The sequence below is a fragment of the Chryseobacterium gleum genome (assembly GCF_900636535.1).
Taxonomy (GTDB): Bacteria; Bacteroidota; Bacteroidia; order Flavobacteriales; family Weeksellaceae; genus Chryseobacterium; species Chryseobacterium gleum.
This window is the reverse complement of the sequence record NZ_LR134289.1, coordinates 2966133-2992227: the sequence shown is the minus strand read 5'-3', so window position 1 is coordinate 2992227 and position 26095 is coordinate 2966133. Positions and strand designations below refer to the sequence as shown.

The window sequence follows — 26095 nt, the reverse complement described above, 5'->3', positions numbered from 1 at the left end:
AATGGCTTTTCTATATAATCTATTTATCAGTCTGCTGACTTTTGGAATGAAGGTTTTCGCCTTGTTTAATGATAAAACTAAAAAAGGCGTTGAAGGGAGGAGCGAGTCTTTGACCAAAGTAAAATCTTCATTTTCACAGACAGATAAGGTAATCTGGATGCATGCTGCCAGTTTAGGAGAATATGAGCAGGGATTGCCGGTTCTGGAAAAGCTTAAGGAAATTTTTCCCGACCATAAAGTCCTGGTAACTTTCTTTTCCCCGTCAGGATATGAGAATGTGGTGAAAAAGAAGCATATGGCAGATGTAATCTGTTACTTACCTTTCGATAAAAAACATACTGTTAAAGAGTTTATATCACAATTTAACACTGAACTATTTTTTACGGTTAAATATGACTACTGGTATAACCTGCTTGCTGAACTTAAGAATCAGGGAGCAAAGGTTTATGTAATTTCAGCATTGTTCTATGAGAGACAGTCCTTTTTTACCTCGTATGGGAAATGGTTTGTAAAACAGCTTCAGGACAATGTAGACTGGTTTTTCCATCAGACTCAGTTTTCATTGGCCCTTGCGAAAAGTGTAGGGTTGATAAAGTCTTCTGTAACGGGAGATACAAGGTTTGACAGGGTAAAACAACTTCGTGAGCGCAACAATCATGTAGACTTTATTTCTGATTTTAAAGGAGAAAGTAAAGCCATTGTTTTCGGAAGTTCCTGGCAGGCTGAAGAGAAAATAGCAGAAGCTGTTTCCCGTAAAAATAATACGGTGAAGCTCATCATAGCACCTCATGATCTGAAAAGAGTAGAGCATCTTAAAAATATATTCCCAGATGCCTTATTGTACAGTGAAATACATAATTTTCAGTCTTCAATTCGCAATTCCCAGATTTTGATTATAGACAGTATAGGCTTGTTATCAAAACTATATTCATATGCAGAGGTGGCTGTTGTGGGAGGAGGATTTCACGATGCGGGCCTTCATAATATCCTGGAGGCGGCAACTTTTGGTGTTCCTGTGGTCTTTGGAAATCATTACAAAAAGAATCCCGAAGCTGATGATCTGATCGCTGCTGGTGGCGGAAAGTCTTTTAAAGACGAATATACGACTGCAGAATTTGTTTTATTTCTTACCAATGAGGATAATAAAGAAGAACTTGCGGAGATGTCCCGGAATGCAGGAAAGTTTATAGATAATAAGCCTGATTCTACCAGAATGATTCTTCAGAAAATCTTATCTTAAAAATCCCTGGCTTTTAATTTCTTTCATGATCTGATCAATATTCCCTGGAATTTTATCACATTCAAACCAATTAAGATCAAGCCCATTATTAATACACAGCTTTTGCAGGTAGTGATTTTCTAAGATTTTATCTGAAGTTTCACGAAGATATTCATCAATTTCCAGCCAGTAATCTTCATCCAGTTTTTTAATTAAAAGCAAAGATTTAAATACTTTGTTGATCATATAAATATAAAGCTTGTAAACATTATCAAACCTCTGCCTGCTGAGGTCGCTGTTGTTTTCCAGTACTTTGTTGATCAGAAGAAGATTCAGTGAGACTTCCCCGAATTTGTCAGTGGTGATTTTGACGTGTTCAGTAATTTCAGCGCTTATTTTTCGAATAATGGTCAGAAAATATTTGGCGTTTCCGATATATTTTGCAGCTAGGAGGACCTGTTCTTCCACATGTTCTTCCATGGCATTTCTTTTATCATCCGTAGTTTCCGGGTCAATCAGTTCGAAATACAGCTTTTTGGATAACAATTTGTCCTTCCTAAGGAGTCTGAAAATGAGTTTGTCTTTCTCGGCACCTGAAAAAGCACTCAGAGCGGCTTTGAACTCTTTTGAATACTCCATTAATTAAAAATTTTCGAATATTTGAGGAATCCATTTAGCGCCCAGTTAGCCGTATAGTATAATGATTTTAATGTTGAAAATCCCATGAAATCTTTATAGACAAGGTATTGATCTTTGATGATGTTTTTTTTATTTCTGGAAACACTGTTTTCCCGCATTCTGTACTTTGCCAGCGTTTTTTTTACTGGCATCCCTTCCGGAATGACCTTTAAAAGATTAAGCCACATCACATGGTCCTCGCGTTTGCTTTTTACGGGGAACAGGAATTTACCAACTCTTTGGGTATCATACATGGTAGAGACAGGAGCAAGACGGCATGTCTTCAGCAGATTGGAGAAAGTAACTGTTTTGTCAGCCAGAAAGTCTTTCAGAATTGGCTGCAGCTGCTCATTACATCTGGAATAATTACAGTAGACAAGTTCTACATGGTGTTCCTGCATATAACCGGTCATTGTTTCAAGATATTCGGGATACCAGTAATCATCAGAATCCAGAAAGGCAATATATCTTCCCTGGGCTCTTTCCAGGCTGTTGTTCCTTGCATTTCCTGCGCCTCCGTTTTTCTCCAGTACCTGCAGCTTTATTCTGGGATCATTATATTTCCTGATGATCTCAACAGTATTATCTTTAGAAAGGTCATCAGTGATCAGCCACTCCCAGTTTTCATAGGTTTGGTTAAGAACAGACTGTATGGTTTCCTCGATAAATTCTGCAGAATTATAACATGGAGTAATAATGGAGACAAGATCTTTCATTTATGCTTTTTGAATTGTAAAATTATAAAAATCTTTTTTCATAAAGATGCCAGGAAGCAATTCCTACCCCGATTACTACCAACATGCATACCAATCCCATTAAATAAGGATTGTAGCTGGCGAAAAGCCCCAATGTTGCAAATACCCTGATAATAGGGAAGTGGAATATATAAATGCCGTAAGTGAAATCTCCGTACTTTCCAAAATTGTTCAGGAACTTAAATGAATAAGCAATGTACAGAACAATAATACTGATCATCATTGGAGAAAATAGTTTTATTTTAAAAATAAGATCTATCCAGACAGTAATTATGGCAATGATGAATAAAGCATTTTTATGTTTGATAAACTTATCAAAGTTAAAGTAGATCAGCATTCCGCCAATGAAATAACATAATGATCCCGGTAATTGTCTGGAAAGGGCAGCTTTTCCGGCCATTTCAAAATAGTTGAGATAAATTAGTGAGAGAAAATACAATACAATCAGACTGATATTCCGGTATTTGTTATTTTTTCCAAACAATAAAAACATCAGTGGAACAGCAATATAAAAGCACATTTCTATTTTAAGGGTCCACAATGCTCCGTTTACCGCCTGGTTTCCGAATACTCCGGGTAGCCATGGCGCTTTAAAATTCATGAAAATTGAATTCCAGAATAGGTATTTATACACCTGTGTATTGCCAAAATATTCAGAAAAAGGTAAAGTGCTGACCAGACTTAATAATGTTGCACATAGAAATACAACTAACAAATAGGCAGGAACAATTCTGTTAAATCTCTTTTTGGCGTAGCTTTTTAAGCTTGATGATCTTTCATAACTTCTCGCAATAAGAAAGCCACTAACGATAAAAAATGAGAAAACAGCCACTTCCACAGGGCTGTACGTTAAAATTGTAAGCTGGTCAGCGCCGCTTAATGCCCCCAAATGTCCTACAAAGACAATGAAAGCAAGGAGAACACGTATAAAATCAAAATTGTTTCTCGTTATATCCTGCATTTGTATTTTGTTTCATGCAAAAATAACTTTTTTAATACAATGAATGATGCTCATATATTCATTATTTGTTAAATAAAGGGAAAAGTACATCAGAGTGTTTTAAAATATATATAAATAAAGCCCGATGAAATAATTTTTCATAAAAAATAGTAATATAAATCAAAAAAATTATAATTTTAGCGCTTGAAAAAATTGATCTATGAAGAAATTAGCATTACTATTTGCAGGTTTGTCTTTGTTTGCAGCTACAGGATGTAGTGATAATAATGATACTGTTCTGGAAGCTCCTCTGGTTGGGACCTGGCAACCATTAAAAGAAGTAGTTACTACTGTAGAGACCGGCGAGGATCCGGTGTCTAACACAATTACTTATACTGACTGTCAGAAACAGACCAGATGGTGGTTCAGCGCTGACTCCAAGGGAGGGAAAACAAACTGGGGAGATACTGCTACGCCCGGTCAGTGTGCTATTCTTTCAGAAATAAAATTCAACTATACCTATAATAAAGAAGGAAAAGATGTCCAGATGAAAATTCAGGGAGTCGTAGAGCCACAGAATGCAAAGATTATTACTTTGAATGAAACAACGCTTAATCTTGCAGTAAGAGAGGAAACTCAGGATCCTAAGATATTCCAGACAAGAACATTTACCTTCAAGAGAGTTCCTCAATAATAGTATATACTTCAGGATATAAAAACAGATCTCATCTCCGGATGGGATTTTTTTGTTGAAGCCGGAATTGCAATTCATCATAAATTAAATTTCTATTTCCTTTAAAATCATTATTTTTGTGATTCTTGTAAAAAGGGAAAAATAATTCAATATTAAAGTCTAACATATAACATCTATATAAAGTGTTTTACGATCATCAGCAGATAGAAAAAAAGTGGCAGAAATACTGGGAGGATAATCAAACCTATAAAACCTCTAATAACACAGATAAACCTAAGTTTTATGTACTCGATATGTTTCCATACCCATCAGGAGCAGGACTTCACGTAGGTCACCCGCTGGGATATATTGCATCGGATATCTATGCGAGATATAAAAGACATCAGGGGTTTAATGTTCTTCACCCGGTAGGATATGACAGCTTTGGTCTTCCTGCTGAACAGTATGCTATCCAGACAGGGCAGCATCCGGCAATTACTACAGAACAGAATATCAACAGATATGAGGAGCAGTTAAGAAAAATAGGTTTTTCATTTGACTGGAGCAGAGAAGTAAGAACTTCAGATGCATCTTATTATAAATGGACGCAATGGATTTTTATCCAGCTATACCATTCCTGGTATAATAAAAATACAGACAAGGCAGAAGCTATTGATTCTTTGATTCAGCATTTTGAAGAAAAAGGAACGGAAGGCTTAAATGCAAATCAGAACGATGAATTAAATTTCACAGCAGAAGAATGGAAGAATGCTTCCGATCTTGATAAAGAAGATATCTTATTAAACTATCGTCTTGCCTACAGAGCAGAGACAACTGTAAACTGGTGCCCGGCATTAGGAACAGTACTGGCAAATGATGAGGTGAAAGATGGAAAATCCGAAAGAGGAGGATTCCCGGTTTTCCAAAAGAAAATGATGCAGTGGAGCATGAGAATCTCTGCATACTCTGAAAGACTGTTACAGGGATTAAATACTTTAGACTGGCCACAGCCGTTGAAAGATTCTCAGGAATACTGGATTGGAAAATCTCAGGGAGCGCAGGTTAAGTTTCAGGTAGAAGGTCATGACGAGATTGTTGAGGTATTTACAACAAGACCTGATACCATCTTTGGAGCAACCTTTATGGTGTTGGCTCCGGAAAACCCTTTAGTGGAAACGATTACTACTGATGCTCAAAAAGCAGAAGTAGACACTTATATTGAAGAAACTTCTAAAAAGACCGAAAGAGACAGAATGTCTGACGTGAAAAACGTGAGCGGTGCTTTCACCGGAAGTTATGCAATCAATCCGTTCAGCAATGAAAAAATGCCGATCTATATTTCAGACTATGTACTGATGGGATATGGAACAGGTGCGGTAATGGCCGTTCCTGCACATGATGAGCGTGATCACAGATTTGCTAAGAAGTTTAATCTTGAAATTAAAAAAGTTGTAGAGACTGAAGAAGACGTTCAGGAGAAATCTTTTGATTCTAAAGATTCCGTTTGTGTAAACTCTGATTTCTTAAACGGATTACATTATAATGATGCGAAAGCAAAAATAATTTCCGAGATCGAAACGAAAGGAATCGGTCATGGAACTACCAACTACAGACAGCGTGATGCTATTTTCTCAAGACAGCGTTATTGGGGAGAACCTGTTCCTATATATTATAAGGATGGAATGCCATACACGTTGCCAACTTCCGCTTTACCTCTGGAACTTCCTGAAGTTGAAAAATACTTACCTACAGAAGATGGAGATCCGCCACTAGGAAACGCAAAAGAATTTGCATGGGATGAGGTTAATCATAAAGTAGTTGCTACAGACTTAATTGATGATAAAACTATTTTCCCTTTAGAATTATCTACTATGCCGGGATGGGCAGGAAGCTCATGGTACTTCCTTAGATATATGGATCCTAATGATCAGGAAGCTTTTGTTAAAAAAGAACTGGCAGACTATTGGGGACAGGTAGACCTATATATAGGAGGAAGCGAGCATGCAACCGGCCACTTATTATATTCCCGTTTCTGGAACATGTTCTTAAAAGACAGAGGATATATCAGCCATGAGGAGCCATTCCAGAAATTGATTAACCAGGGGATGATCTTAGGGATGAGTGCATTTGTGTACAGAATTGATGGTACAAATCAATATGTATCCAAAAATCTGGCTAAAGATTATAAAACTCAGCAGATTCACGTAGATGTATCCTTATTAAAAGGTACCTCTGATGAATTGGATACAGAAGCTTTCAAGGCATGGAGGCCGGATTATGCTGATGCAGAATTTATTCTGGAAGATGGAAAATACATCACAGACCGTGAGGTAGAAAAAATGTCCAAGTCTAAATATAATGTAGTAAACCCTGATGACATCTGTGAAGAATATGGTGCGGATGGTTTAAGATTATATGAAATGTTCTTAGGACCATTGGAGCAATCCAAACCTTGGAATACACAGGGACTAAGTGGAGTATACGGTTTCCTTAAAAAATTCTGGAATCTTTATTTTAATGGAGATGTATTTGAAGTTTCAGACGAAGAACCTGCAAAAGCGGAATATAAAGTTTTACATACCTTAATAAAGAAGGTCGTATATGATATTGAAAACTTCTCTTTCAATACATCCGTATCATCATTTATGATTGCTGTAAACGAACTTCAGAAAATAAAATGTAACAAACGCAATATTTTAGAACCGTTAGCCGTTATCATTTCTCCTTATGCTCCTCATATCTGTGAAGAATTGTGGAATTTATTAGGACATGATACTTCGATAGAATTTGAAAAATTCCCGGTATTGAATGAGGATTATCTTGTTGAAGACGAAATTGAGTATCCGGTAAGCGTAAATGGCAAAATGAAGTTCAAAATTTCACTTTCAGCTCAATTATCTGCCAAGGAAGTGGAAGATTTGGTGATTTCGAACGAGAAAATGCAACAGATTTTGGAGGGTAAAACCCCTAAAAAAATCATTGTAGTCCCTCACCGTATTGTGAATATCGTAATTTAAAAAAAAATTAACATTGGGAAATTAAAAAAAATGAGAGTCTAATTTTTTTGATTTTTTAATTCAAACGTTAAATTTGGAAAAAATAAGTAAAATAATTTAAAATAATTATTATTTCGAAATCGTATTAAAATTTCTTTATCAAAAAAAAGCAAAATGTTTAATTAAGACTCTTGCATTTTAATTAATTTTGCCTTTAATTTACACCCTGTAAAATTTTAAAACAATATAATTTAGTTAAATATGGAAATGAATGTTTCAAAAAATGATGAGCAAGTAGTTGCTAGAAAGGCAGGAGGTTTAAATCCAGCTGTTATTATTCCTATTCTATTTGCTATAGGAGTATGTATTTATTTATTCGTTCTTGGTAGCCCAGGAAACTTTAAAGATGCAGACAAACTAGGAAGTGGATCTGTAGCTTTTTCAAGTGTTGAAGGAAAAGACATTCACCCAGAATCGTTTTTAGGTATTATCTACAAAGGAGGGGTTATCGTACCAATCTTGATTACTTTCATGATTACTGTAATCGTTTTCTCTTTTGAAAGATATTTCGTTCTTGGTAAAGCAGCTGGAAAAGGAAACTTAGACAACTTCGTTGTTCAGGTAAGAAGCTTACTAAACCAAAACAAAATCGACGAAGCTATCGAAGAGTGTGACAGACAACAAGGTTCTGTTGGTAACGTAGTAAAAGAAGGTCTTACTACTTATAAAGCACTTGCTCACGATACTACATTAAATAAGGAGCAGAAAATGGTAGCACTTAACAAAGCTATCGAAGAAGCTACTACTCTTGAGATGCCAATGCTTGAGAAAAACATGATGATCCTTTCTACTCTAGGTACGGTTGCAACGTTAGTAGCACTACTAGGAACGGTAATCGGGATGATCAAGGCGTTCTTCGCATTAGGTTCAGGAGGTGGTACTCCGGATGCTGCTGCTCTATCTACAGGTATCTCTGAAGCCTTGATCAACACGGCATTAGGTATCGGTACTTCAGCAATCGCTATTATCCTTTACAACTTCTTTACATCTAAAATTGACGGATTAACTTACAAGATCGATGAGATCTCTATGAGTATCCAACAATCTTTCGCTGAATTCAACTAAGAATTAGCAAGATATTTGCATTAGCAATTAAAAGAAGTTTAATTAAAAATATTTTATAATAATGGCGAGAGTCAAACCAAAAAGACATGGAGTAATTACGGACATGACTGCAATGTGTGACGTTGCGTTCCTACTCCTTACGTTCTTTATCTTGACCACTCAGTTTAAAAAACCTGACGTGGAGCAGATCAAACCGCCATCTTCAATTTCGGAAAAATTGCTTCCTGATGCTAGTTTAATGACTATCAATGCTACTCCGGACGGAAAATTCTATTTCCAGCCAGTAGAAAATGCATCAGAAAGAGTTGCTCTTTTGGATAAAATGGGACAAAAGTATGGAATTACTTTTAACAACAATCAAAAGGCTGCTTTCCAGAAAGTTCAGGCAATCGGTGTTCCAATGAACCAGCTTAAAGGCTACTTGGATATGTCTGAAGATGAGCAGAAAAATTATAAGAGTCCTACAGGAATTCCTATGGACAGTACAAATAAGCAATTAATTGATTGGGTAAAAGAAAGTTTGAGCGTTAATCCTGACTACAAGTTAGCAATTAAAGGTGACGTTACTACTCAATACCCTAAAGTGAAAAGCCTATTTGAAGGTTTAAGAGATATTGATTTTCTTAAATTTTGGTTGATTACATCACAAGAAGGTAAACCTAACGAATAATATCGATAGAAATGGCAGAAGTACAAGTACAAGAAAAAGGCGGCAAGGGCGGCAAGGTCCGTTCCAAGAAGCAGAGTACCAGAGTCGATATGACTCCGATGGTGGACTTGGGTTTTCTATTGATTACCTTCTTTATGTTCACAACTACGTTCAGTAAACCGAATGTTATGGATTTGGGTCTTCCGGCGAAACCGAAAAAAGATCAGCCGAAACCACCTCCAACAGAAATTAAACTTTCGAACTCTATCTCTATATTATTAGGTAAGAACAACAGAGTATTTTGGCACCAGCAGGATGCTACATCCCTGAATGACCAGACTCTTATGGAAACTACCCTTGATAGAGAAGGAATCAGAAAAGTAATTCAGCAGGCAAAATCTAGAGCTGCAGATCCGGCTAAATTTACCGTGATCATTAAGCCGACTGACGATGCTGTATATAAGAACTTTGTTGATATTCTTGACGAAATGGCAATTACCAAGAGTGAGCAGTACGGTGTTACTGATATCAAGCCTTGGGAGAAAGCTGTGTACGAGAAAAAAGTAGGAGGTGCTGCTGCACCGGCTGCTGCTACAAAGTAATTTAACCATAAAATTGTTATATCTAATCTATGGCAGATGAAAATGTATACGGTCAGAATCTTACTTTAGACGAGATCGTATTTGAAAATAGAAACAAGGAATATGGTGCCTATGATCTTAGACATCAGTATCCGAGACTTTTAACAAAGTCTTTTATCATCGGAACAGCTTTATTCCTTTTGGCAGCTTTGTCTCCGTTCATCTATCTTACGATTAAAAATCTTACAGCTCCGCCTAAACAGGAAGTAAAGGCAGATCTTGTAGATATTATCGAAGAAGATCCGATTATCGAGCAGCCTAAAGAAGAAGAACCACCTCCACCACCACCACCTCCAAAAGAAGAGGAGAAAATTGAGGTTATTCAGAACGTGGTTCCTGAGCCTGTAAAAGCTCCGAAAATTGAAACTCCACCACCACCGATCTCTAAACAGTTGGAAACTACAACCGGTTTACAGAATCAGGAGGGGGTAAAAGCTCCGGCTTATACACCACCACCGCCACCACCATCTACAGGTACTAAAGCAAGTACAGTAGAAGTAAAAGCGAACAACCCTAACGAGATCTATAAAGATGTTGACCAGTCTGCAGAATATCCTGGAGGTATGGGAGCATTAAGAAAGTTCCTGGGTGATAACTTTGATACTTCTTTGATGGAAGGAGGAGAAGGAACACTTAAAGCTAAGCTTAAGTTCGTTGTAGAAAAAGACGGAACTGTATCAAACGTTACTATTGAAGAGAAATCTCCAAATGGCGACTTTAACAGTGAAGCTGTACGTGTAGTTAAGAAACTTAAAAAATGGACTCCTGCGAAGAGAAACGGGGAGAGCGTTAGATCTTACTATAGCGTACCATTTACTATGAACTTTGAATAAGACTTATTTATTCAAAATATAAATAAAAAGAGAGGCATATGCTTCTCTTTTTATTTTTTTTGGTATTTTTGTTACATGATGTTCAATTGGTTATCCCTGGTTACGGGATTGTTTTATATCGTTTTAGGAATTGTAGTGATTGTCTACAAATTCTTCTTTACTATTTTAGAACCTGCTGTTGCCTACGCATTAGGAGTAGTACTGGTTATTTATGGTATTTTCAGAATTTACAGGGCGATCTCAAGAATTAAACAATCGAGAAATGAAGAATAGTTTCAAGCTTGCAGTAATTTTTGCTTTGAGCATAATGCTGGCAGGCTGCAAAAAGGAGAAAAATGCTCCTTCCTATCACAAAGGTGATCTCACAATTTTTACTGACGAATCCTTTCAAAGCGTTACAGAAGCATTAGCTGAAGGCTATATGATCAACTACCCTGAAACCCACATCAAAGTAGAAACCAAGAAGGAAGATTTAGGACTTCTTGATCTTTTAAAAGGAAGTGCTAAAGTGGTGGTAATGTCCAGAAATCTTACTCCCGAAGAAATAAAAACATACGAGGAAAGAACAGATTTAAAGTTTCTTCCTGCCAGATTCGCTGCAGATGCAGTCGTTTTTGTTGTGCCTAAAGATTCTCCGAAAGAAAGTATTTCTATGGATGAAATCAATAACGGGCTGACGTCTGATAAAAAAGAATTTATCTTCGACGGAACCAATTCAAGTAATCTGAATTTTGTTGCTGAAAAATTTAAAAAAACAGCCAAAAGATTTGAAATTTTCCATTATTCCCGGAAATCAGAAGATTATTGAGGAGTTAGGGAAATATCCGGATAAAATAGGCGTTATTGGCCTTAATACTTTTAGCCGTCCTTATGATAAAACTTCGGAAAGACTAAGAGAGATGGTAAAGGTTCTTCCTGTGGTAGATAAAGGAAAATCATATAACGCAGATTTTGATGGGCTCCGTACTATGGAATATCCGTTTACAAGAGTACTTTACTTTCTGATTAACGAAGGTAATTTTAATATCGCCAATGGATTTATAAGATTTTCATGTACCCATTTGGGGCAGAAAATTGTACAGAAAGAAGGTTTGCAGCCTTATAATCTGTATAAGAGAGAAGTGCAGATGCGTTAAAAAAAATTAAATTCACAATTTATTCCCATTAAAAATAAAGATTTGGTCTGAAAATTGTGTAGAATATAACTCAATTATTTAGAAAATATAAAATGAAAGATATAATGAATATGAATGTAAAGAAGATTGCTTTTGGAGCAGCCGTGGTATTTTTTACCGGTTTTGCCTCTGCACAGACATTGCAGGATGGTATCAACAGTATAGACAGTGATAAATTTGCACAGGCAAAAACAAACTTCACTGAAATGATCGCTAAAGAGCCTACAGCTGAAAACTACTTCTATTTAGGAAATACTTTCTTAAGACAAGGAGAGCCGGATTATGCTAAAGCAACTGAGAACTTCAACAAGGGATTAGCTGCTGACGGTAAAAGCTATCTTAACAAAATCGGTTTAGCTGCTGTTAAATTAGGTAAAGGGGATAAAAATGCCGTTGCTGAAATTCAGAAAGTAGTTACTGATTCAAAAGAAAAAGATGCTGAAGTATTATTCAGAGCTGCAGAAGCTTTAACTTTATTTGAAAAGAACAGTTCTCCTGATCTTGCTATTCAGTACCTTAATAAGGCTATTGAAAAAGCTGAGAAAAAAGGAGTTCCTGCACATTATTATTATACATTAGGAGACGCTTACAGATTGAAAAGATCTCCGGGGGAAGCAATGTCGGCTTACGACAAGGCGTTACCTGTAGCTAAAAATAAAGCTTCCGTTTACACGAGAATGGCTACATTATGGATGGCTGCACAGGTATGGCAAAAAGCGAAAGAGAGCGTTGATAAAGCAATTGCAGTAGACCCTACTTATGCTCCGGCATACAAGGCATTGGCTGGTTATGATATCAGATACCAACAAAATGCAAAAGCTACACAAGACCTTATCAACTATACAAAATATGCTGATGAAGATCCATATACTCAATTAGAAATTGCTAAATTATACTTCACCAATGAAGATTATGCAAACTCTAAAATGGTATTGGACAAGATTTTTGATAAAATTGACGATCCTATTAAGTTCAAATTAAGAGCTTACAACGCATATGCAGACAGAAACTATGCAGATGCTAAACAGAATATGGATACTTTCGTTTCTCAGGCTGAGAAAACAAGAATATTGCCTGCGGACCAAGGTTTACAGGGACTTATTGCTGCTGGTTTAGCAAAAGATGAAAAAGATGCTGCTAAAAAATCTGCTTTAATGGCTGAAGCTCAGCAAAAAGTGGGTATTGCAAAAGCTGCTAAGGATGAAACAATGAAGTGGGATCTTGAATTGGCTAATATCGCAGGTGGTGGAGGTGCTTCTCAGGCAGAAGCAGACAAAGGACCTACTAACCCTACCATTGAAGCGTTGAAAAAGCAAGTGGCCGCAAACAGCCAGGACTCTGATGCTTTATTTAAGTTGGCAACCGCTTACCAGAATGCTAAAAACTGGAACGGAGCTATCCTAACATGGCAGAAAATGTCAGCTCTTCTTCCAGACTGGGCACCGGCATACTATAGTCAGGGATATTCTTACCAGCAGGCAGGAAATAATGAGGCTGCAAAACTGGCTTATGAAAAATTCATCAGTACAGTAAAACCGGCTGATCAGGAAGCAAACAAGCAGACCCTTGCTTATGCTTACTTTGCTGTTGCATATATGAGCAAAGATTCTGATCCTGCAAAAGCAAAAGATTATGTAGCGAAGTCTTTACAGCTAGATCCTACTTACCAGGATGCTGTAAAATTAAATGCAGAAATCAACAAGTAATTTAAAATTTAAATTATAGATATTAAAACTTCCCATTCGTAATGTTTGGGAAGTTTTTATTTTAAATCCTATCTTTGAATCTATGAAAACTGATATACTTGCTTTTGGTGCGCATCCTGACGATGTGGAACTGGGATGCGGAGGAACTATTGCTAAAATGGTTTCTGAAGGGAAAAAATGTGTGGTTGTAGATCTTACAAGAGGTGAGCTCGGAACAAGAGGAACAGATGAAACCAGAAAAACGGAAGCGGCCGATGCTGCCAAAATCTTGGGTCTTTCCGCAAGAGAGAACCTGGGGATGAAAGATGGATTTTTGGTAAATTCAGAAGAATATCAGATGAGGATCGTAAAAATGATTCGCAAATACAGGCCTGAAATCGTCTTAGCGAATGCGATTGATGATAGACATCCGGATCATGCAAAAGGAGCGAAATTAGTGTCAGATGCGTGCTTTTTGTCCGGACTGAGAAAAATTGAAACGGTATTGGAAGGGGAGAGCCAGGAAGTATGGAGACCGAAGCATGTTTTTCATTACATCCAATGGAAAAATATTCAACCGGAATTTGTGATTGACATATCTGAGTTTCTTGATAAAAAAATTGATGCATGTATGGCCTATAAAACCCAGTTTTATGATCCAACTTCTAAAGAACCTGAAACTCCAATTACCACAAAAGACTTTTATGAGAGCTTGACTTACCGTGCACAGGATTTAGGCCGGTTATCGGGAGTTACTTATGCTGAGGGGTTTACGTCTGAGAAGTTAATTTCTTTGAAAAATTTTGACGGAATTGTTTGGTAGTTGAGGAAATTGTCCTATATTTGCACTCAGAAAACGGTGATTGTAGCTCAGTTGGTTAGAGCGTCGGATTGTGGTTCCGAAGGTCGTGGGTTCGAGACCCATCATTCACCCAAAGAAAGTACACTTTTTGAAAGTGTACTTTTTTATTTCCTATCCATTTTCAATCATTTGCAACTCAGTTTTCATCTACTTTTTATTGAATACTTTTTTCAGTTTGTACTTATAAATCTTGTGTAAATATGCAAAAATGGTTTTTACTAAAATCTTTAAGTACTCTTGAAGCAGTTGAAATTATATTCTTTTAAATAGGAATGATGACTTCAGAGCATAAAAAAAGCATCTTTTTCAGATGCTTGTGTTTTTAGATATTCTTTTTTAAACTTCGTCGTCAGAATCTATTGTATAAGATCTGCTTTTGAAATCCTTGTCATGTTTTTCTGAAATTACATCCTCACCCTTTTCATTAATGATGAAATCTGTGGACTCATTAAACATCTCCTGGAAACTTTTAAAATCTTCTTTATAAAGGTAAATTTTATGCTTCTCGAATGTAGCTTCCCCATTCTCTCCGAAATTCTTCTTACTCTCAGTGATTGTAAGATAATAATCTCCCGCTTTCGTCTCGCGCACATCAAAGAAATAAGTTCTTCTTCCTGCTTTTAACACCTTCGTGAAAATCTCATTTTCATGGCGTTCCTTGTATTCACTCATTGTTAGATATTTTTTAATCTTGTTAAGAACAAATATAAAAGAATTCTTTTAATCACAAAATTTTTTTTATGATTTATTTAACAATTGAGAACGAAATGGCTATGCGGTTACAGAATTGGCAATTTCAGTCAGGTTGATAATCTGGTGGGCTTTTTGAGCGCTAGACTCTCTGTGTGTGATAATTATGGAAGTGGCATTACTGATTTTTTTATCAATATTTTCCAGAATATTGTGTTCGGTTTCGGTATCTAAAGCGGATAGAGAGTCATCAAAAATAATGATATTAGGGTCTTTAATTAAGGCTCTGGCGATACAAATTCTCTGCTTTTGGCCCCCTGAAAGCATGACGCCACGTTCACCTACAAGTGTTTTATATTGGTCTTTGAACTCAACAATATTTTTGTGAACATCTGCAATTTTGGCATACTCTACTACTTTTTCGTGAGAAGGATGGTCGATGGCAAATCCAATATTATTTTCGATAGTATCTGAGAATAAATAGCTTTCCTGAGGAATGTATCCAATAAAGTTTCTATAGTTATCCAGATTATGGTCTTTAAGATTTTTACCATCAATCAAAATTTCACCCTCAGTTGGATCTATCAGTCGGCATAAAAGAAGGGCAATTGTTGATTTTCCGCTTCCGGTTTTACCCATAATAGCCAGAGATTCGCCAGCTTTTACTTTGAAGCTTAAATTATCCAGTGCCTTGATTCCCGTATTAGGATATACGTAAGAAACATTTCTGAATTCTATATCTCCTTTAATAGGGTAGTTTTCAAAATTAGTGTTAATGATCTCGGATTTCTTATCCATAAATTCATTGATTCTTTGCATAGATGCTTCAGCCCTCTGGTTCACGGAAGTTACCCATCCAACCATAGAGAAGGGGAAAATCAGGGTGTTGATATACATGAAGAAATCAGCAATTTTACCAATGCTTAACTCTCCGGCAATATACTTTGTACCGCCTATCAATATGATGGCAACGTTCAATAATCCAATAACAAAAAGAATAATGGTGAAGAAATAAGCTTCTGTCTTCGCAAGATCTAAAGCCTTATTCTGGTAATCAGTAACTTTAACTCCGTAGTTTTTTTCAATATATTTTTCTCTCGCGAAAAATTTTACGACACGGATTCCGGAAAAACTATCCTGAACAAAAGTGGAAATTGCAGACTGGCTTTTCTGCATGATCTTCGATTTTTTGTTAATAATCGAACTTACTTTATAAATTGCATATGATAAAATAGGAAGCGGAAGTAAAGTCCACATCGTCATGGAAGCATCCGTTTTTACCATATAAATAGCAGTGATCAGCACAAGAACAATCAGGTTGGCCACATACATTACTCCGGGCCCGAGATACATTCTTACAGCCACTACATCTTCACTCAGCCTGTTCATCAGGTCTCCAATAGTAGTCTGCTTATAATCCGTTAAAGATAAATCCTGATAATGTCTGTAGATTTTATTTTTAAGCTCATATTCTATCCTTCTGGAAGCAACAATAATGGTCTGTCTCATCATGAAGGTAAAGAATCCGGTTAGAAGAGAGCATCCTATGATAATTCCAACATAAATTAAAACCTGTTGGTTAAAGCCAAGATTCCCACTTTTAGTAAGTTCATCTACAGATTTCCCTACAAACTGAACCTTATATATGTTAAAGAAATTACTGGCAATAATAAATAGTACTCCCCAAAACAATAATATTCTGTGTTTCCAAAAATAAGGATTTAAGGTTTTTAGCGCTTTCATATAGTTTGACAAAATTACAAAAATGTCATCACACTACGAATTTCATCAATTTTAAATTTTGTATCTTTGCACCCATAAAAAAGCTCTTTGAATGTTAGGAAGACGACAAATCCGTGAAAAAGTAGTACAGACAGTGTATTCATACTACCAGAATCCTGTAAAATTTGATGTTTTAGAGAAAAACATGTTTGCCGGGATAGAGAAAATCTATTATCTGTACATCTACCAGCTTAATTTTTTGGTAGCTCTTAAAGAATTGGCAGAACACCAGATCGAAATTGGTAAGAATAAGTTTCTTAAAACTGATGCTGATATCAATCCTAACCAAAAATTCATCAACAACCAGGTATTGCTTAAACTGGAAGAAAATCCTGAAAGATTATTTTTTACCGGCCAGCACAAGCAACTGAAATGGGATATGCATGATGATTTATTGGTGAAAACTTTCCAAAGAATTACTGCAGGGAAACGTTATCAGGATTTCATGAAAGAAGAAGGTTACTCTTTTGAAGAAGATCAGAAATTTATCGGTAAATTATTTTTAAGATATATTGCTGAGAATGAAGATTTTCATGATTATTTAGGAGATAAGGAACTTTCATGGTATGATGATATCCACATTGCCAATTCAATGGTACAGAAAACAATTGGTTTCCTGAGAGAGGATGAAGAAAGCAGAACTTTGATCAAGATGATTAAAGATGAAGATGATAAAACTTTCGCTGCAAAACTGTTGAAAGACACATTGAACAACTGGGAGAACAATGAAAAGAAACTGGAAGAAAGACTCGAAAACTGGGATCTGGAAAGAGTTTCTCTAATGGATAAAGTAATTTTGTCTACAGCAATTGCTGAACTTGATAACTTTGCTTTCACGCCTTCAAGAGTCATCATTAATGAATATATTGAGATTGCAAAAGTATTTGCTACAGACCGTTCCAATATTTTCATCAATGGTATTTTAGATAAATATTGTAAAGATCAAAATAGAATATAAAATGAAAAAGACGTTATCAATTATCGCCTTGTCAATTATAGGCTTTGGGTTAGTTTCATGTAAAAAAGAAAATAAAGAAACTCAAGGTACTGAAACTGCAGCTACTGACTCTGCAACCGTTGCTGCTCCTCTAACTACTGATTCTGCAGCAGCACCTGCAACTGGTGAAGCAGCAGCTCCGGTTTCTAATCAACCTTCTACTTCTGTTGCTTTATCTGAAAACAGTTTCGATTTCGGAAAAATCAAAAAAGGAGATAAAGTAGAGCACGTATACGAAATTACCAACACGGGGAAAAACCCATTAATCATTTCTGAAGTGAAGCCAGGATGCGGATGTACAGCTCCGGACTTTACGAAAGAACCAATTATGCCTGGTAAGAAAGGAAAAGTTACGTTGCACTTTGATTCTTCAAGCTTCGACGGAAACGTTCAGAAGTATGCAGATGTTTTTGCAAACGTAGAAAAAGCTCCGATCAGATTAACGTTCACTGCGAACATTCAACCATAATAATTAAAATATGCTGACATTATTTTTACAGGCACAGCCTCAGGGATCTTCATCAATGATGCTGATCATGATGGGTGTAATGTTTGTAGGGTTTTATTTCCTGATGATAAGACCTCAGATGAGAAAACAGAAGCAGGAAAAGAACTTTCAGGAAAACCTTAAAGTAGGAACAAGAGTTGTACTTACATCAGGTCTTCACGGAAGAATTGCTCAGGTTCAGGACGATGGTTTTGTAATCGAAACTTTATCCGGAAGCTGAAATTCGAAAAAGCTGCGGTTTCAAGAGAAATGACAGAAGCCCGCTTTGGAGCAAAATCTGCTGATAAGGCAGACGATAAAAAAGAAACAGCCACTGAAGAAAAAAATAATTCAGTCTGAAAATATCTGGTTGCGGCGGGTGAACGAAGTTCACCCGCCGCAGCTTTTTTATGCACAATTATAAAAGCAAATTCATCCTGTGTTGATTAGCGAAAACATATTGTTTAAATAAAATTTATCTTTGTGCTATGAATCAAAATACAAACAAAACGGTCCTGATTTTGGGAGCTAATTCAGATGTTGCCAAACAATGTATAAAGCAATATCTTGAAAAAGGATTTTCAGTAATTGCTGCCTCCAGAAATACAGCTTCACTGGAAAATTTTATCGGCTCAAATAATCTGGATCAATCAAAAATTTCTGTTTTGTATTTTGATGCTGCGGATTTTGATTCCCATCAAAAATTCTATTCTGAACTTTCTGTAAAACCGCATATTGTAGTGTATGCCGCAGGCTTTTTAGTAGACAATCAAAAAGCACTAACTGACTTCAAGGGAGCTAAACAAATGATGGAGGTCAATTACATGGGAGGTGTATCTGTTCTGAGTATTATTGCAATGGATGAAGGCAATAAGAATCTGGAAAGGATTGTCGGGCTTTCTTCATTGTCCGGAGTAAGAGGAAGGAAAAGCAATTTTGTCTATGGAAGTACAAAGGCCGCATTTACACAGTTTCTGGCTGGATTGAGACAGGAGCTGGCTTCCCGTAAAATCATTGTGAATGCTTTGGTCATCGGCTATATCAGAACAAAAATAAACGAAGGGCTGGATTTGAATGGATCTCTGATCATGGAACCAGAGTATGTAGCGAAATTCATTGTCAATGCAGGAAATTCTTTTACTATTGTTCCAAACTTTAAGTGGAAAATTATTTACCATATCCTGAGGCTTTTACCGGAAAATCTGGTGGCAAAATTACCTTAGGTAATATTTATTTAATTGTTATTTTCTTTAAGGTTAATACACTTCGGTACCGTTTTTGTAATTCTATGACCCGAAAATTATTTCTTCCTGCAAAATTCAATTTCTGAATGATTATTGAGTAAAGCTGAAACATTCCGTTCTGCTTGCAATCTGTTTTTAAGGATCAATATAATTTACTTTCACTCCGGGAGTGTAAGGTAAATTTCTGTTTAAATTTTGCAGGAGATATCAATACCTTATTGATATAAATAGTAAAACACATATAATACAAAAATGGACGATTTAGAATTGAACAACATTCAGCAGCACTGGGATACATTAATCTCTTCAGCAATTTCATGGGCTCCGAGAATTTTTACTGCAATCATTTCTGCATTATTAATTTACCTGATTGGATCGTGGATGATAAGAATGATTAAAAAATTGGTTGAAAAAGCTTTCAAAAAACGGAATATGGAAGCTTCTCTGCAGCATTTTCTTTTAAACATTATCAACTGGGGACTGAATATTCTTTTGTTCATCGTAGTTGTAACTCAGCTGGGCGTGCAAACTTCTGCATTTGTAGCCATGATTGGTGCCGCAGGTTTGGCAGTAGGTTTAGCTTTACAGGGATCCTTAACGAATTTTGCCGGTGGAATTTTGATTTTATTATTAAAACCTTTTAAGATTGGTGACTTTATTTCTACCAATTCAGGAGTTTCAGGAACTGTAGATGCTATAGATATCTTTCATACAAAACTCATTACACCACAAAACCAACTGATTGTTATTCCTAACGGCGTTGTTTCCAACAATAGTATTACCAATTTTACTCAATTGGGGACAAGAAGAACATCATTGGATATCGGAGTTGCTTATGATGCAGATTTAAGACATACAAAAGATCTTTTAATGAATGTCATTAAAAATAATCAATATGCTCTTTCAACACCTGCTCCACAGGTAGTGGTAACAGAACTTGGTGAGAGTGCTGTCAATTTATCTGTAAGGGTAAGCTCCTCCACTGAAAACTTCTGGGCTATGAATGAGGAACTGATCATTAGTTGTAAAGAAGCTCTCGACAAAGCAGGAATCGGAATTCCTTTTCCGCAAAGAGATGTACATATTTACAATCAATAATTATATTTAATTTTTTAAGAAACTCCTGCATATATTATGTGGGAGTTTTTATTTTAATCTATATTCTGCAGCGCCTCCAAAGCCTTCATCATATCAATTCCCTTACCTAAAACCGGCTTGAACAAATCACCCTTTTCTTTAATCCTTTCAAGAGCGTTATCAATATTAAAATCCGTAGGCTTCACTCCTGGTTTTAATTCATCCCAATCCAGAGGCATAGAAACTGAAGCTCCCTGTTTAGGTCTTAAGCTGTATGCACTTGCCAGGGTTTGCCCGGTTCTGTTCTGCAGGTAATCAAGATAAATTTTTTTGTTATCTCTTTTCTGAAGGCTTCTCTCTAAAGTGGTGAGTTCAGGAAGTTTTTCATTTACCTGTTTCATCAGAATATGGGCGAAGTCTTTTACCTGGTCAAAATCATATTTACCACCCATCGGAATATAAACGTGAATGCCGGTGCTGCCTGAGGTTTTGCAATAGCCTTTTATTTTAATCGATTTTAAAACTTCATTCACCTGAAGCGCTGTTTCAATCACATCATCAAATGTATTCTTTTTTGACGGATCAAGATCCAAAACAAGGTAATCAGGATGTTCAAGATCAGGAAGTGAACTGTTCCACGGATTCATATCAATACATCCTAAATTATTCAGATAGGCTAAGGTTGCTTTATCATTACAGTAAATGTAGTCGATGTATTTGTCATTCGATTCAGAATATACCTGCGTGGTTTTTATCCAGTCCGGTATGGTGTCTCCTGCATCTTTCTGATAAAAGCCCTGTTCTTCAATTCCATTGGGAAAACGGTTCAGAGAAAGAGGGCGGTTCTTCAGATAAGGTAAAATATAAGTCGCCACAGACTGGTAATAGTCAATAACATCTCCCTTTGTAATGCCATCTTTAGGAAAATAGATCTTATCCTGATTGGTCAGTTTAACTTTATGCTTATCTAGTGTGATCTCCTTTTCTTTCTCAGAATTTTCAGTTTTTTTAGATGATGTTTTTGTCTTCATTTCTTTAGGTTTTTCGGTGAAGGGTGATTCCTTGATATCTTCTGGTCCTTTGTCCTCTCTGACGGTTATAAAAACAGGATGTCTGAATATTCCGTCCCGGGTAATTTCAGAGTATTTGATTTCGCATACCAGTTCCGGCTTTATCCACGTTACAGGCATATTCGTGTTAGGAATTTTTTCGAAAGGGGAGGATTTTACAATTAATTTCTCAAGTCTTTGATAAAGTTCCTTTAAAGACGTTTTATTAAATCCTGTACCTGTATGGCCGCAATAGGTAAGTTTTTGATGAATATATCTCCCCAGTATCAATGCCCCGAAACTTTCACGTGATCCTCTCGGTTCTGTAAAACCACAAATAATTACTTCTTCAGTATTTGAAAATTTTATTTTAAGCCAGTCACTGGTTCTGTGGTTTTCAATATATAAACTGTCTGCCCGCTTTGCAATCATACCTTCCAGCTGCATTTTTTTCATTTGTTTGAAAAATTCAATACCTTTTTCAGGAATATGATCACAATATTTAATGGTATCAGTTTCAATTAAAGCTTCTTTTAAAAGTTCTTTGCGCTGAATGAGCGGAAGTTCTTCAGTAGAATGGCCGTTCAGCCAGAGAAGGTCAAAAACCTGGTAAACAAGTGGAGTGCCTGGATTATCCCCGATTTGCTGTAGAAGCTGGAAGTTGGGTTTCCCCTGTTCGTCATAGGCGACAACTTCGCCATCCAGAATCATCTGATATTTTTGCTTATCGAAATCCTGAACAATTTTGTCAAATTTTGTTAAAAATGAAATCCCGTTTCGGGAATAGAAGAGTGGGCTTTCATGGCTGAGGTCCGCAATGGCTCTGTAGCCGTCCCATTTTATTTCAAATATCCAGTCTTTATCGTTGAAAGCATCTTCGGAAAGTTTGGCCAGCATTGGCCTGATGAAAGATTTAAGCTTTTTTTCGTTTGTTAAAGAATTGAAGCTTCTGAATGGTTTTTCAGAAGTTACGACTTCTTTTCTTCTTTTCTTTTTAGGCTTTTTTTTTCCTCTAAAAATTTTGTGACCAAAGATTTTGGTGATGTGTTTTCTTCAGCATCATACGGACTTTCTGCAAATTCGTCTTTATGCTTAATGAGCAGCCATGAGTTGTCATCCGTATTTTTCATTTTTACCAAAGCAAATTCTCCTTTTAGTTTTTTGCCGTGCAAAATAAACTTTAAAGAACCAGCATGAAGTTCTTTCAGAAGTTCTTTTTCATCAGAAAGCTTAGAATTCTCTTCCAAAGGTTCGTAAGTTCCGCTGTCCCATACTTCCACTTGTCCGGCTCCATAATTTCCTTCTGGGATATTACCCTCAAAATCTTTATAATCGTAGGGATGATCTTCTACCATCATGGCAAGACGTTTGTCTTTTGGGTCTAAAGACGGACCTTTCGGAACAGCCCAGCTTTTCAGTACACCTTCCATTTCAAGCCGGAAGTCATAATGAAGCCTGGAAGCTGCATGTCTCTGTATAACAAATATCAGCTTGTCTTTGCTTTTCTTTGTTTTTCCCTTTGGTTCGCTGGTTTCATTGAACTTTCTTTTGTTATGATAATCTTTGAGTGCCATTACGATGCGGATTTGGATTTAGAGGTATTCAGGCTGGCTTTTAATTGGGCCATAAGGTCGATCACTTTACCTTCTTTTGCAGGCTGAGCTTTGTTGGCTTTTACGTTTTTGCCTTTTGCTTTCTGTTTGATGATCTTCATCAATTCATCAGAATAGGTATCTTTATACATAGCGGGATCAAATTCCTGTGAAAGCTGCTCAATCAGACTTACTGCCATTTTGAGCTCTGCAGGTTTGGGAGCCTTTTGGGCAGGGATTTTTAAATCTGCATAATCCCTTATTTCCTGAGCAAACCTTAAACGGTTCAGGACTAAAATTTCATCATTGTAAGGACGTATCATTCCAATAGCTGCGCTGTCACGGAGTACAAATGTCCCTACGCCTACCATGCCGGTTTTTTCAAGTGCCTTCAATAAAAGCCTGTAAGCACTTTCTCCATTTTTCTGAGGTTCCAGATAATAAGGTGTTTCAAAATAAACACTATCTACTTCCTCTTCTTTAACGAATTGGTCAATAGAAAGTATTTTTGTCTTTTCAGGGCTTGCTGCTTCGTAATCTTCTTCATCAAGAACGATGTATTTGTCGTCCATGAGATAACCTTTGACGATGTTTTCCCATTTTACTTCTTTTCCCGTATTTTCATTCACTCTTTTGAACCGGATATTGGAAAAATCAGACTTATCGAGCATGTCGAGATCCAGTTTTGTGGTTTCCGTTGCCGAGTAAATTTTAACAGGAATGTTTACTAAACCGAAGCCAATGGCGCCGTTCCAAATTGCTTTCATTGTCTTACGTTTTTAAAAATCAAGCAATTAATATGCCGCCAGAAGATCATGTGGTACCTTTTGTAAACTTTGTTACCAAATGACAATTGTTTTTTGCGGTGACTTTTATACCTTTATATTTCCGCAATTCGTGGCTGATAATACATATGGAAGAGCTTTTTACTTATATCAGAAAATTCGTAACACTAAATCCTCAGGATGAGTTTTTGATTGCTGAGGGAATTCAGGAAATCACTGTAAAGAAAGGGGATCTTTTTGTAGAAGCCGGGAAAGTAAGCCAAAGAATTGCTTTTGTAAAGAAAGGTGTTTTCAGATCTTTATATTATAACAGACTGGGAGATGATTTTACCAGATATTTCATTTATGAAGGACGGTTTATCGGGGATTTTCAGGGCTTTACTGATCAGTTGCCTGCCCATGAAGATATTGAGGCTATTACTGATGCTGTTCTGTTGGTGATTGATTTTAAGCACTTTAAAATTCTGGAAGATAAAATTTCCGTGTGGCCTGTTTTGTTTGCAAGAATTCATGGCTTTGTTGCCGAGAACAAACTCAAAGTGGCGAGCATTATGCTGAATCAGGATGCAAAATCACGGTATATTCACTTTTTAAATCATTATCCCGGCCTTGCCAATAGAGTTCCGCAGTCTATGCTGGCATCCTATCTTGGGGTTACACCTTCTTCGTTGAGCAGGATCAGGAGAAATATCTTATAAGGTTTGAGAGTAGGAGAGTATAGTGTTTATGAGTTTTACCAACTTCTGATATCTCATAATCGCTTTTTGTCAAATGACAATGGTCTTTCTGTCTGACTGCCATAGCTTTGCCTCATAAAATTTAAAGTACAAATATGGATATTGTATTAGGACTACAATGGGGAGATGAAGGTAAAGGTAAGTTTATTGATCTTATCAGTGAGAATTATGATATTACAGCTCGTTTTAACGGCGGATCTAATGCTGGGCACAGCATAGAAAGAAACGGCCGCAGAATAACGCTTAAAATGATTCCTTCGGGAATCTTTATGAATAGTGTGCAGAATGTGATCGGTACCGGAACTGTTATTGATCCGGTAAGTTTTAAAAAAGAAATTCTGAATCTTCAGGTATTTGATAATACTATTCAGCCGGAAAACAATATCATTATTTCTCAAAAAGCACACCTCGTAATGCCAACACATAAACTCCTGGATATTTTTATGGAGGAAAGCTCTGAGTATACCACGATCGGAACTACAAAAAATGGGATTGCTCAGGCATATTCAAACAAAATACTAAGACAGAACCTGCGAGTAGGAGATATATTTTCATCGGATTTTCAAAGCAGGGCGCTGCATATTCTCAATAGAGATTACAGGATGCTGGAAGAAGGAGGAATGATTGTTCTGCCTGCTTTAGAGGAAATCAGTAAAGAGTTTTTTGATGCGGTGGAATTCCTTAAAAAATTCAATTGTACAGACACGGAGATTTATCTTAACAAAGCTTTATCTGAAGGTAAAAAAGTTTTGGCAGAAGGATCTCAGGCAGCGATGCTGGATATTGATCACGGTACTTACCCGTATGTAACATCTTCTTCAACGACCGCATCAGGGGCAAGTAGTGGTTTAGGTATATCACCGAAAAAGATCGGTGAAATTTATGGAATAGCAAAAGCATATTGTACCCGTGTGGGGAATGGCGCATTCCCAACGGAACTTTTAGATGAATTTGGAGATGATCTCAGAATGAAGGGGAATGAATTTGGTTCCAATACAGGTCGTCCAAGAAGAGTAGGCTGGCTGGATCTTCCTGCTTTAAAGTATGCGGTGATGATTAATGGGGTTACTCAATTGGTTCTGACAAAAGCCGATGTTTTAAGCGGATTGAAATCTGTAGCAGTCTGTACTCATTATGAACTTGAAGACGGAAAAAAAGTAACGGTTTCGGGATTGCTTCCGGAGAATGGAAAACCGGTATTCAAATGGATGAATGGCTGGAATGCTGATTTTTCCGCAATGAAAAATCCTTCAGAGCTGCCCAAAGAAATGAATGAATTTCTATCATTTCTGGAAGCGGAATTGGGAATTCCGGTGGCTTATATTTCTACCGGGCCGGGAAGGGAGCAAATGTTGAAATTGGGCATAAAATGATTTTAGACAGTTATAAACAGAAGAGGTTAGAAAATTTATTTTCTAACCTCT

At 36.6% G+C, this 26095-nt stretch carries 26 protein-coding genes, 1 tRNA gene and 1 pseudogene; 20 read left to right on the top strand and 8 right to left on the bottom strand.

Features of this window, described 5'->3' with window-relative positions; translation table 11 throughout:
• The first annotated feature begins 1 nt into the window (after position 1).
• On the top strand, positions 2 to 1240 hold the full coding sequence (locus EL165_RS13640) for a 3-deoxy-D-manno-octulosonic acid transferase (protein ID WP_002976273.1): 1239 nt from the start codon (positions 2 to 4) through the stop codon (positions 1238 to 1240).
• Here the strand turns inward: EL165_RS13640 and EL165_RS13635 are convergent.
• The 3 genes from EL165_RS13635 to EL165_RS13625 are packed head-to-tail and all read right to left on the bottom strand — an operon-like array spanning position 1232 to position 3613.
• Positions 1232 to 1858, bottom strand: a complete 627-nt coding sequence (locus EL165_RS13635; RefSeq protein WP_002976274.1) for a calponin homology domain-containing protein — start codon at positions 1856 to 1858, stop codon at positions 1232 to 1234. The genes EL165_RS13640 and EL165_RS13635 overlap by 9 nt on opposite strands.
• The gene (locus EL165_RS13630) at positions 1858 to 2613 is read right to left on the bottom strand and encodes a glycosyltransferase family 2 protein (RefSeq protein ID WP_002976275.1); all 756 of its coding nucleotides are present in this window, start codon (positions 2611 to 2613) and stop codon (positions 1858 to 1860) included. The genes EL165_RS13635 and EL165_RS13630 overlap by 1 nt, the downstream gene beginning before the upstream one ends.
• Before the next feature lie 22 nt (positions 2614 to 2635).
• On the bottom strand, positions 2636 to 3613 hold the full coding sequence (locus tag EL165_RS13625; protein WP_002976276.1) for an acyltransferase family protein: 978 nt from the start codon (positions 3611 to 3613) through the stop codon (positions 2636 to 2638).
• A 199-nt stretch (positions 3614 to 3812) separates the two neighbouring features.
• Here EL165_RS13625 and EL165_RS13620 point away from each other — a divergent pair, with 199 nt between their 5' ends.
• The 12 genes from EL165_RS13620 (at position 3813) to EL165_RS13570 (ending at position 14303) form a co-directional block, all read left to right on the top strand.
• Complete coding sequence (locus tag EL165_RS13620; RefSeq protein WP_002976277.1) at positions 3813 to 4286, top strand: lipocalin-like domain-containing protein; 474 nt, start codon at positions 3813 to 3815, stop codon at positions 4284 to 4286.
• 182 nt (positions 4287 to 4468) lie between these two features.
• Positions 4469 to 7282 carry a leucine--tRNA ligase gene (gene leuS, locus EL165_RS13615; protein WP_002976279.1) on the top strand — a complete coding sequence of 938 codons (2814 nt, stop codon included), beginning with the start codon at positions 4469 to 4471 and terminating at the stop codon, positions 7280 to 7282.
• 240 nt (positions 7283 to 7522) lie between these two features.
• Positions 7523 to 8386, top strand: coding sequence for a MotA/TolQ/ExbB proton channel family protein (locus tag EL165_RS13610; protein ID WP_002976280.1), 864 nt, complete (start codon positions 7523 to 7525; stop codon positions 8384 to 8386).
• Positions 8387 to 8447: 61 nt separating this feature from the next.
• A complete protein-coding gene (locus EL165_RS13605) occupies positions 8448 to 9056 on the top strand; it encodes an ExbD/TolR family protein (protein WP_002976281.1) in 609 nt (202 codons plus the stop codon).
• Positions 9057 to 9067: 11 nt separating this feature from the next.
• Positions 9068 to 9637 (top strand): ExbD/TolR family protein, encoded by a 570-nt coding sequence (locus EL165_RS13600; protein WP_002976282.1) that lies wholly within the window; start codon positions 9068 to 9070, stop codon positions 9635 to 9637.
• A gap of 29 nt (positions 9638 to 9666) precedes the next feature.
• Complete coding sequence (locus tag EL165_RS13595) at positions 9667 to 10509, top strand: energy transducer TonB (protein ID WP_002976283.1); 843 nt, start codon at positions 9667 to 9669, stop codon at positions 10507 to 10509.
• Between the two features lie 75 nt (positions 10510 to 10584).
• Complete coding sequence (locus EL165_RS13590) at positions 10585 to 10782, top strand: DUF308 domain-containing protein (protein WP_002976284.1); 198 nt, start codon at positions 10585 to 10587, stop codon at positions 10780 to 10782.
• Positions 10772 to 11317, top strand: a complete 546-nt coding sequence (locus EL165_RS26585; RefSeq protein ID WP_346724697.1) for a substrate-binding domain-containing protein — start codon at positions 10772 to 10774, stop codon at positions 11315 to 11317. The genes EL165_RS13590 and EL165_RS26585 overlap by 11 nt, the downstream gene beginning before the upstream one ends.
• Positions 11277 to 11645 (top strand): type 2 periplasmic-binding domain-containing protein, encoded by a 369-nt coding sequence (locus tag EL165_RS26580; RefSeq protein WP_346724696.1) that lies wholly within the window; start codon positions 11277 to 11279, stop codon positions 11643 to 11645. Before EL165_RS26585 ends, EL165_RS26580 begins: the two co-directional genes overlap by 41 nt.
• A gap of 92 nt (positions 11646 to 11737) precedes the next feature.
• Positions 11738 to 13390: a tetratricopeptide repeat protein gene (locus EL165_RS13580; protein WP_002976286.1), complete on the top strand. Its 1653-nt coding sequence runs from the start codon at positions 11738 to 11740 to the stop codon at positions 13388 to 13390.
• A gap of 82 nt (positions 13391 to 13472) precedes the next feature.
• Entirely contained in the window at positions 13473 to 14192 is a 720-nt protein-coding gene (gene bshB1, locus EL165_RS13575; RefSeq protein WP_002976287.1) for a bacillithiol biosynthesis deacetylase BshB1, read from the top strand.
• Between the two features lie 35 nt (positions 14193 to 14227).
• Positions 14228 to 14303 (top strand) — tRNA-His (locus tag EL165_RS13570).
• Between the two features lie 264 nt (positions 14304 to 14567).
• On the opposite strand, the gene EL165_RS13565 is transcribed toward EL165_RS13570, so the two are convergent.
• Both EL165_RS13565 and EL165_RS13560 read right to left on the bottom strand, forming a co-directional pair.
• Complete coding sequence (locus tag EL165_RS13565) at positions 14568 to 14903, bottom strand: DUF3276 family protein (protein ID WP_002976288.1); 336 nt, start codon at positions 14901 to 14903, stop codon at positions 14568 to 14570.
• Between the two features lie 99 nt (positions 14904 to 15002).
• Complete coding sequence (locus EL165_RS13560; RefSeq protein WP_002976289.1) at positions 15003 to 16664, bottom strand: ABC transporter ATP-binding protein; 1662 nt, start codon at positions 16662 to 16664, stop codon at positions 15003 to 15005.
• Positions 16665 to 16755: 91 nt separating this feature from the next.
• On the opposite strand from EL165_RS13560, the gene EL165_RS13555 reads away from it, so the two are divergent.
• The 5 genes and pseudogenes from EL165_RS13555 to EL165_RS13535 all read left to right on the top strand — a co-directional run bounded on the left by EL165_RS13555 (position 16756) and on the right by EL165_RS13535 (position 20529).
• On the top strand, positions 16756 to 17661 hold the full coding sequence (locus EL165_RS13555) for a transcription antitermination protein NusB (RefSeq protein ID WP_002976290.1): 906 nt from the start codon (positions 16756 to 16758) through the stop codon (positions 17659 to 17661).
• Position 17662: 1 nt separating this feature from the next.
• A complete protein-coding gene (locus EL165_RS13550) occupies positions 17663 to 18169 on the top strand; it encodes a DUF1573 domain-containing protein (RefSeq protein WP_002976291.1) in 507 nt (168 codons plus the stop codon).
• Positions 18170 to 18179: 10 nt separating this feature from the next.
• Positions 18180 to 18547: pseudogene (gene yajC, locus EL165_RS13545) on the top strand (preprotein translocase subunit YajC).
• Between the two features lie 128 nt (positions 18548 to 18675).
• Positions 18676 to 19410 carry an SDR family NAD(P)-dependent oxidoreductase gene (locus EL165_RS13540; RefSeq protein WP_002976293.1) on the top strand — a complete coding sequence of 245 codons (735 nt, stop codon included), beginning with the start codon at positions 18676 to 18678 and terminating at the stop codon, positions 19408 to 19410.
• A gap of 273 nt (positions 19411 to 19683) precedes the next feature.
• Positions 19684 to 20529, top strand: coding sequence for a mechanosensitive ion channel family protein (locus EL165_RS13535; protein ID WP_002976294.1), 846 nt, complete (start codon positions 19684 to 19686; stop codon positions 20527 to 20529).
• Positions 20530 to 20582: 53 nt separating this feature from the next.
• Here EL165_RS13535 and ligD read toward each other — a convergent pair whose 3' ends face one another.
• From ligD to ku, 3 genes are all read right to left on the bottom strand, one after another.
• Positions 20583 to 22454 carry a DNA ligase D gene (gene ligD / locus EL165_RS13530; protein WP_002976295.1) on the bottom strand — a complete coding sequence of 624 codons (1872 nt, stop codon included), beginning with the start codon at positions 22452 to 22454 and terminating at the stop codon, positions 20583 to 20585.
• 71 nt (positions 22455 to 22525) lie between these two features.
• The gene (locus EL165_RS13525; RefSeq protein WP_002976296.1) at positions 22526 to 23131 is read right to left on the bottom strand and encodes a DNA polymerase ligase N-terminal domain-containing protein; all 606 of its coding nucleotides are present in this window, start codon (positions 23129 to 23131) and stop codon (positions 22526 to 22528) included.
• Complete coding sequence (ku, locus tag EL165_RS13520; protein WP_002976297.1) at positions 23131 to 23916, bottom strand: non-homologous end joining protein Ku; 786 nt, start codon at positions 23914 to 23916, stop codon at positions 23131 to 23133. The genes EL165_RS13525 and ku overlap by 1 nt, the downstream gene beginning before the upstream one ends.
• Before the next feature lie 146 nt (positions 23917 to 24062).
• Here ku and EL165_RS13515 point away from each other — a divergent pair, with 146 nt between their 5' ends.
• Together EL165_RS13515 and EL165_RS13510 are read left to right on the top strand one after the other, a co-directional pair.
• A complete protein-coding gene (locus EL165_RS13515) occupies positions 24063 to 24632 on the top strand; it encodes a Crp/Fnr family transcriptional regulator (RefSeq protein ID WP_002976298.1) in 570 nt (189 codons plus the stop codon).
• Positions 24633 to 24766: 134 nt separating this feature from the next.
• Positions 24767 to 26044, top strand: coding sequence for an adenylosuccinate synthase (locus tag EL165_RS13510; protein WP_002976299.1), 1278 nt, complete (start codon positions 24767 to 24769; stop codon positions 26042 to 26044).
• Positions 26045 to 26095: the final 51 nt, after the last annotated feature.

What these genes read in the sequence shown, in the direction of transcription:
- EL165_RS13640 (WP_002976273.1), top strand. Translation starts at nt 2, where the DNA reads ATGGCTTTTCTATATAATCTATTTATCAGTCTGCTGACTTTTGGAATG.
- EL165_RS13635 (WP_002976274.1), bottom strand. Translation starts at nt 1,858, where the DNA reads ATGGAGTATTCAAAAGAGTTCAAAGCCGCTCTGAGTGCTTTTTCAGGT.
- EL165_RS13630 (WP_002976275.1), bottom strand. Translation starts at nt 2,613, where the DNA reads ATGAAAGATCTTGTCTCCATTATTACTCCATGTTATAATTCTGCAGAA.
- EL165_RS13625 (WP_002976276.1), bottom strand. Translation starts at nt 3,613, where the DNA reads ATGCAGGATATAACGAGAAACAATTTTGATTTTATACGTGTTCTCCTT.
- EL165_RS13620 (WP_002976277.1), top strand. Translation starts at nt 3,813, where the DNA reads ATGAAGAAATTAGCATTACTATTTGCAGGTTTGTCTTTGTTTGCAGCT.
- EL165_RS13610 (WP_002976280.1), top strand. Translation starts at nt 7,523, where the DNA reads ATGGAAATGAATGTTTCAAAAAATGATGAGCAAGTAGTTGCTAGAAAG.
- EL165_RS13605 (WP_002976281.1), top strand. Translation starts at nt 8,448, where the DNA reads ATGGCGAGAGTCAAACCAAAAAGACATGGAGTAATTACGGACATGACT.
- EL165_RS13600 (WP_002976282.1), top strand. Translation starts at nt 9,068, where the DNA reads ATGGCAGAAGTACAAGTACAAGAAAAAGGCGGCAAGGGCGGCAAGGTC.
- EL165_RS13595 (WP_002976283.1), top strand. Translation starts at nt 9,667, where the DNA reads ATGGCAGATGAAAATGTATACGGTCAGAATCTTACTTTAGACGAGATC.
- EL165_RS13590 (WP_002976284.1), top strand. Translation starts at nt 10,585, where the DNA reads ATGATGTTCAATTGGTTATCCCTGGTTACGGGATTGTTTTATATCGTT.
- EL165_RS26585 (WP_346724697.1), top strand. Translation starts at nt 10,772, where the DNA reads ATGAAGAATAGTTTCAAGCTTGCAGTAATTTTTGCTTTGAGCATAATG.
- EL165_RS13580 (WP_002976286.1), top strand. Translation starts at nt 11,738, where the DNA reads ATGAAAGATATAATGAATATGAATGTAAAGAAGATTGCTTTTGGAGCA.
- bshB1 (WP_002976287.1), top strand. Translation starts at nt 13,473, where the DNA reads ATGAAAACTGATATACTTGCTTTTGGTGCGCATCCTGACGATGTGGAA.
- EL165_RS13565 (WP_002976288.1), bottom strand. Translation starts at nt 14,903, where the DNA reads ATGAGTGAATACAAGGAACGCCATGAAAATGAGATTTTCACGAAGGTG.
- EL165_RS13560 (WP_002976289.1), bottom strand. Translation starts at nt 16,664, where the DNA reads ATGAAAGCGCTAAAAACCTTAAATCCTTATTTTTGGAAACACAGAATA.
- EL165_RS13555 (WP_002976290.1), top strand. Translation starts at nt 16,756, where the DNA reads ATGTTAGGAAGACGACAAATCCGTGAAAAAGTAGTACAGACAGTGTAT.
- EL165_RS13550 (WP_002976291.1), top strand. Translation starts at nt 17,663, where the DNA reads ATGAAAAAGACGTTATCAATTATCGCCTTGTCAATTATAGGCTTTGGG.
- EL165_RS13540 (WP_002976293.1), top strand. Translation starts at nt 18,676, where the DNA reads ATGAATCAAAATACAAACAAAACGGTCCTGATTTTGGGAGCTAATTCA.
- EL165_RS13535 (WP_002976294.1), top strand. Translation starts at nt 19,684, where the DNA reads ATGGACGATTTAGAATTGAACAACATTCAGCAGCACTGGGATACATTA.
- ligD (WP_002976295.1), bottom strand. Translation starts at nt 22,454, where the DNA reads ATGCTGGCCAAACTTTCCGAAGATGCTTTCAACGATAAAGACTGGATA.
- EL165_RS13525 (WP_002976296.1), bottom strand. Translation starts at nt 23,131, where the DNA reads ATGGCACTCAAAGATTATCATAACAAAAGAAAGTTCAATGAAACCAGC.
- ku (WP_002976297.1), bottom strand. Translation starts at nt 23,916, where the DNA reads ATGAAAGCAATTTGGAACGGCGCCATTGGCTTCGGTTTAGTAAACATT.
- EL165_RS13515 (WP_002976298.1), top strand. Translation starts at nt 24,063, where the DNA reads ATGGAAGAGCTTTTTACTTATATCAGAAAATTCGTAACACTAAATCCT.
- EL165_RS13510 (WP_002976299.1), top strand. Translation starts at nt 24,767, where the DNA reads ATGGATATTGTATTAGGACTACAATGGGGAGATGAAGGTAAAGGTAAG.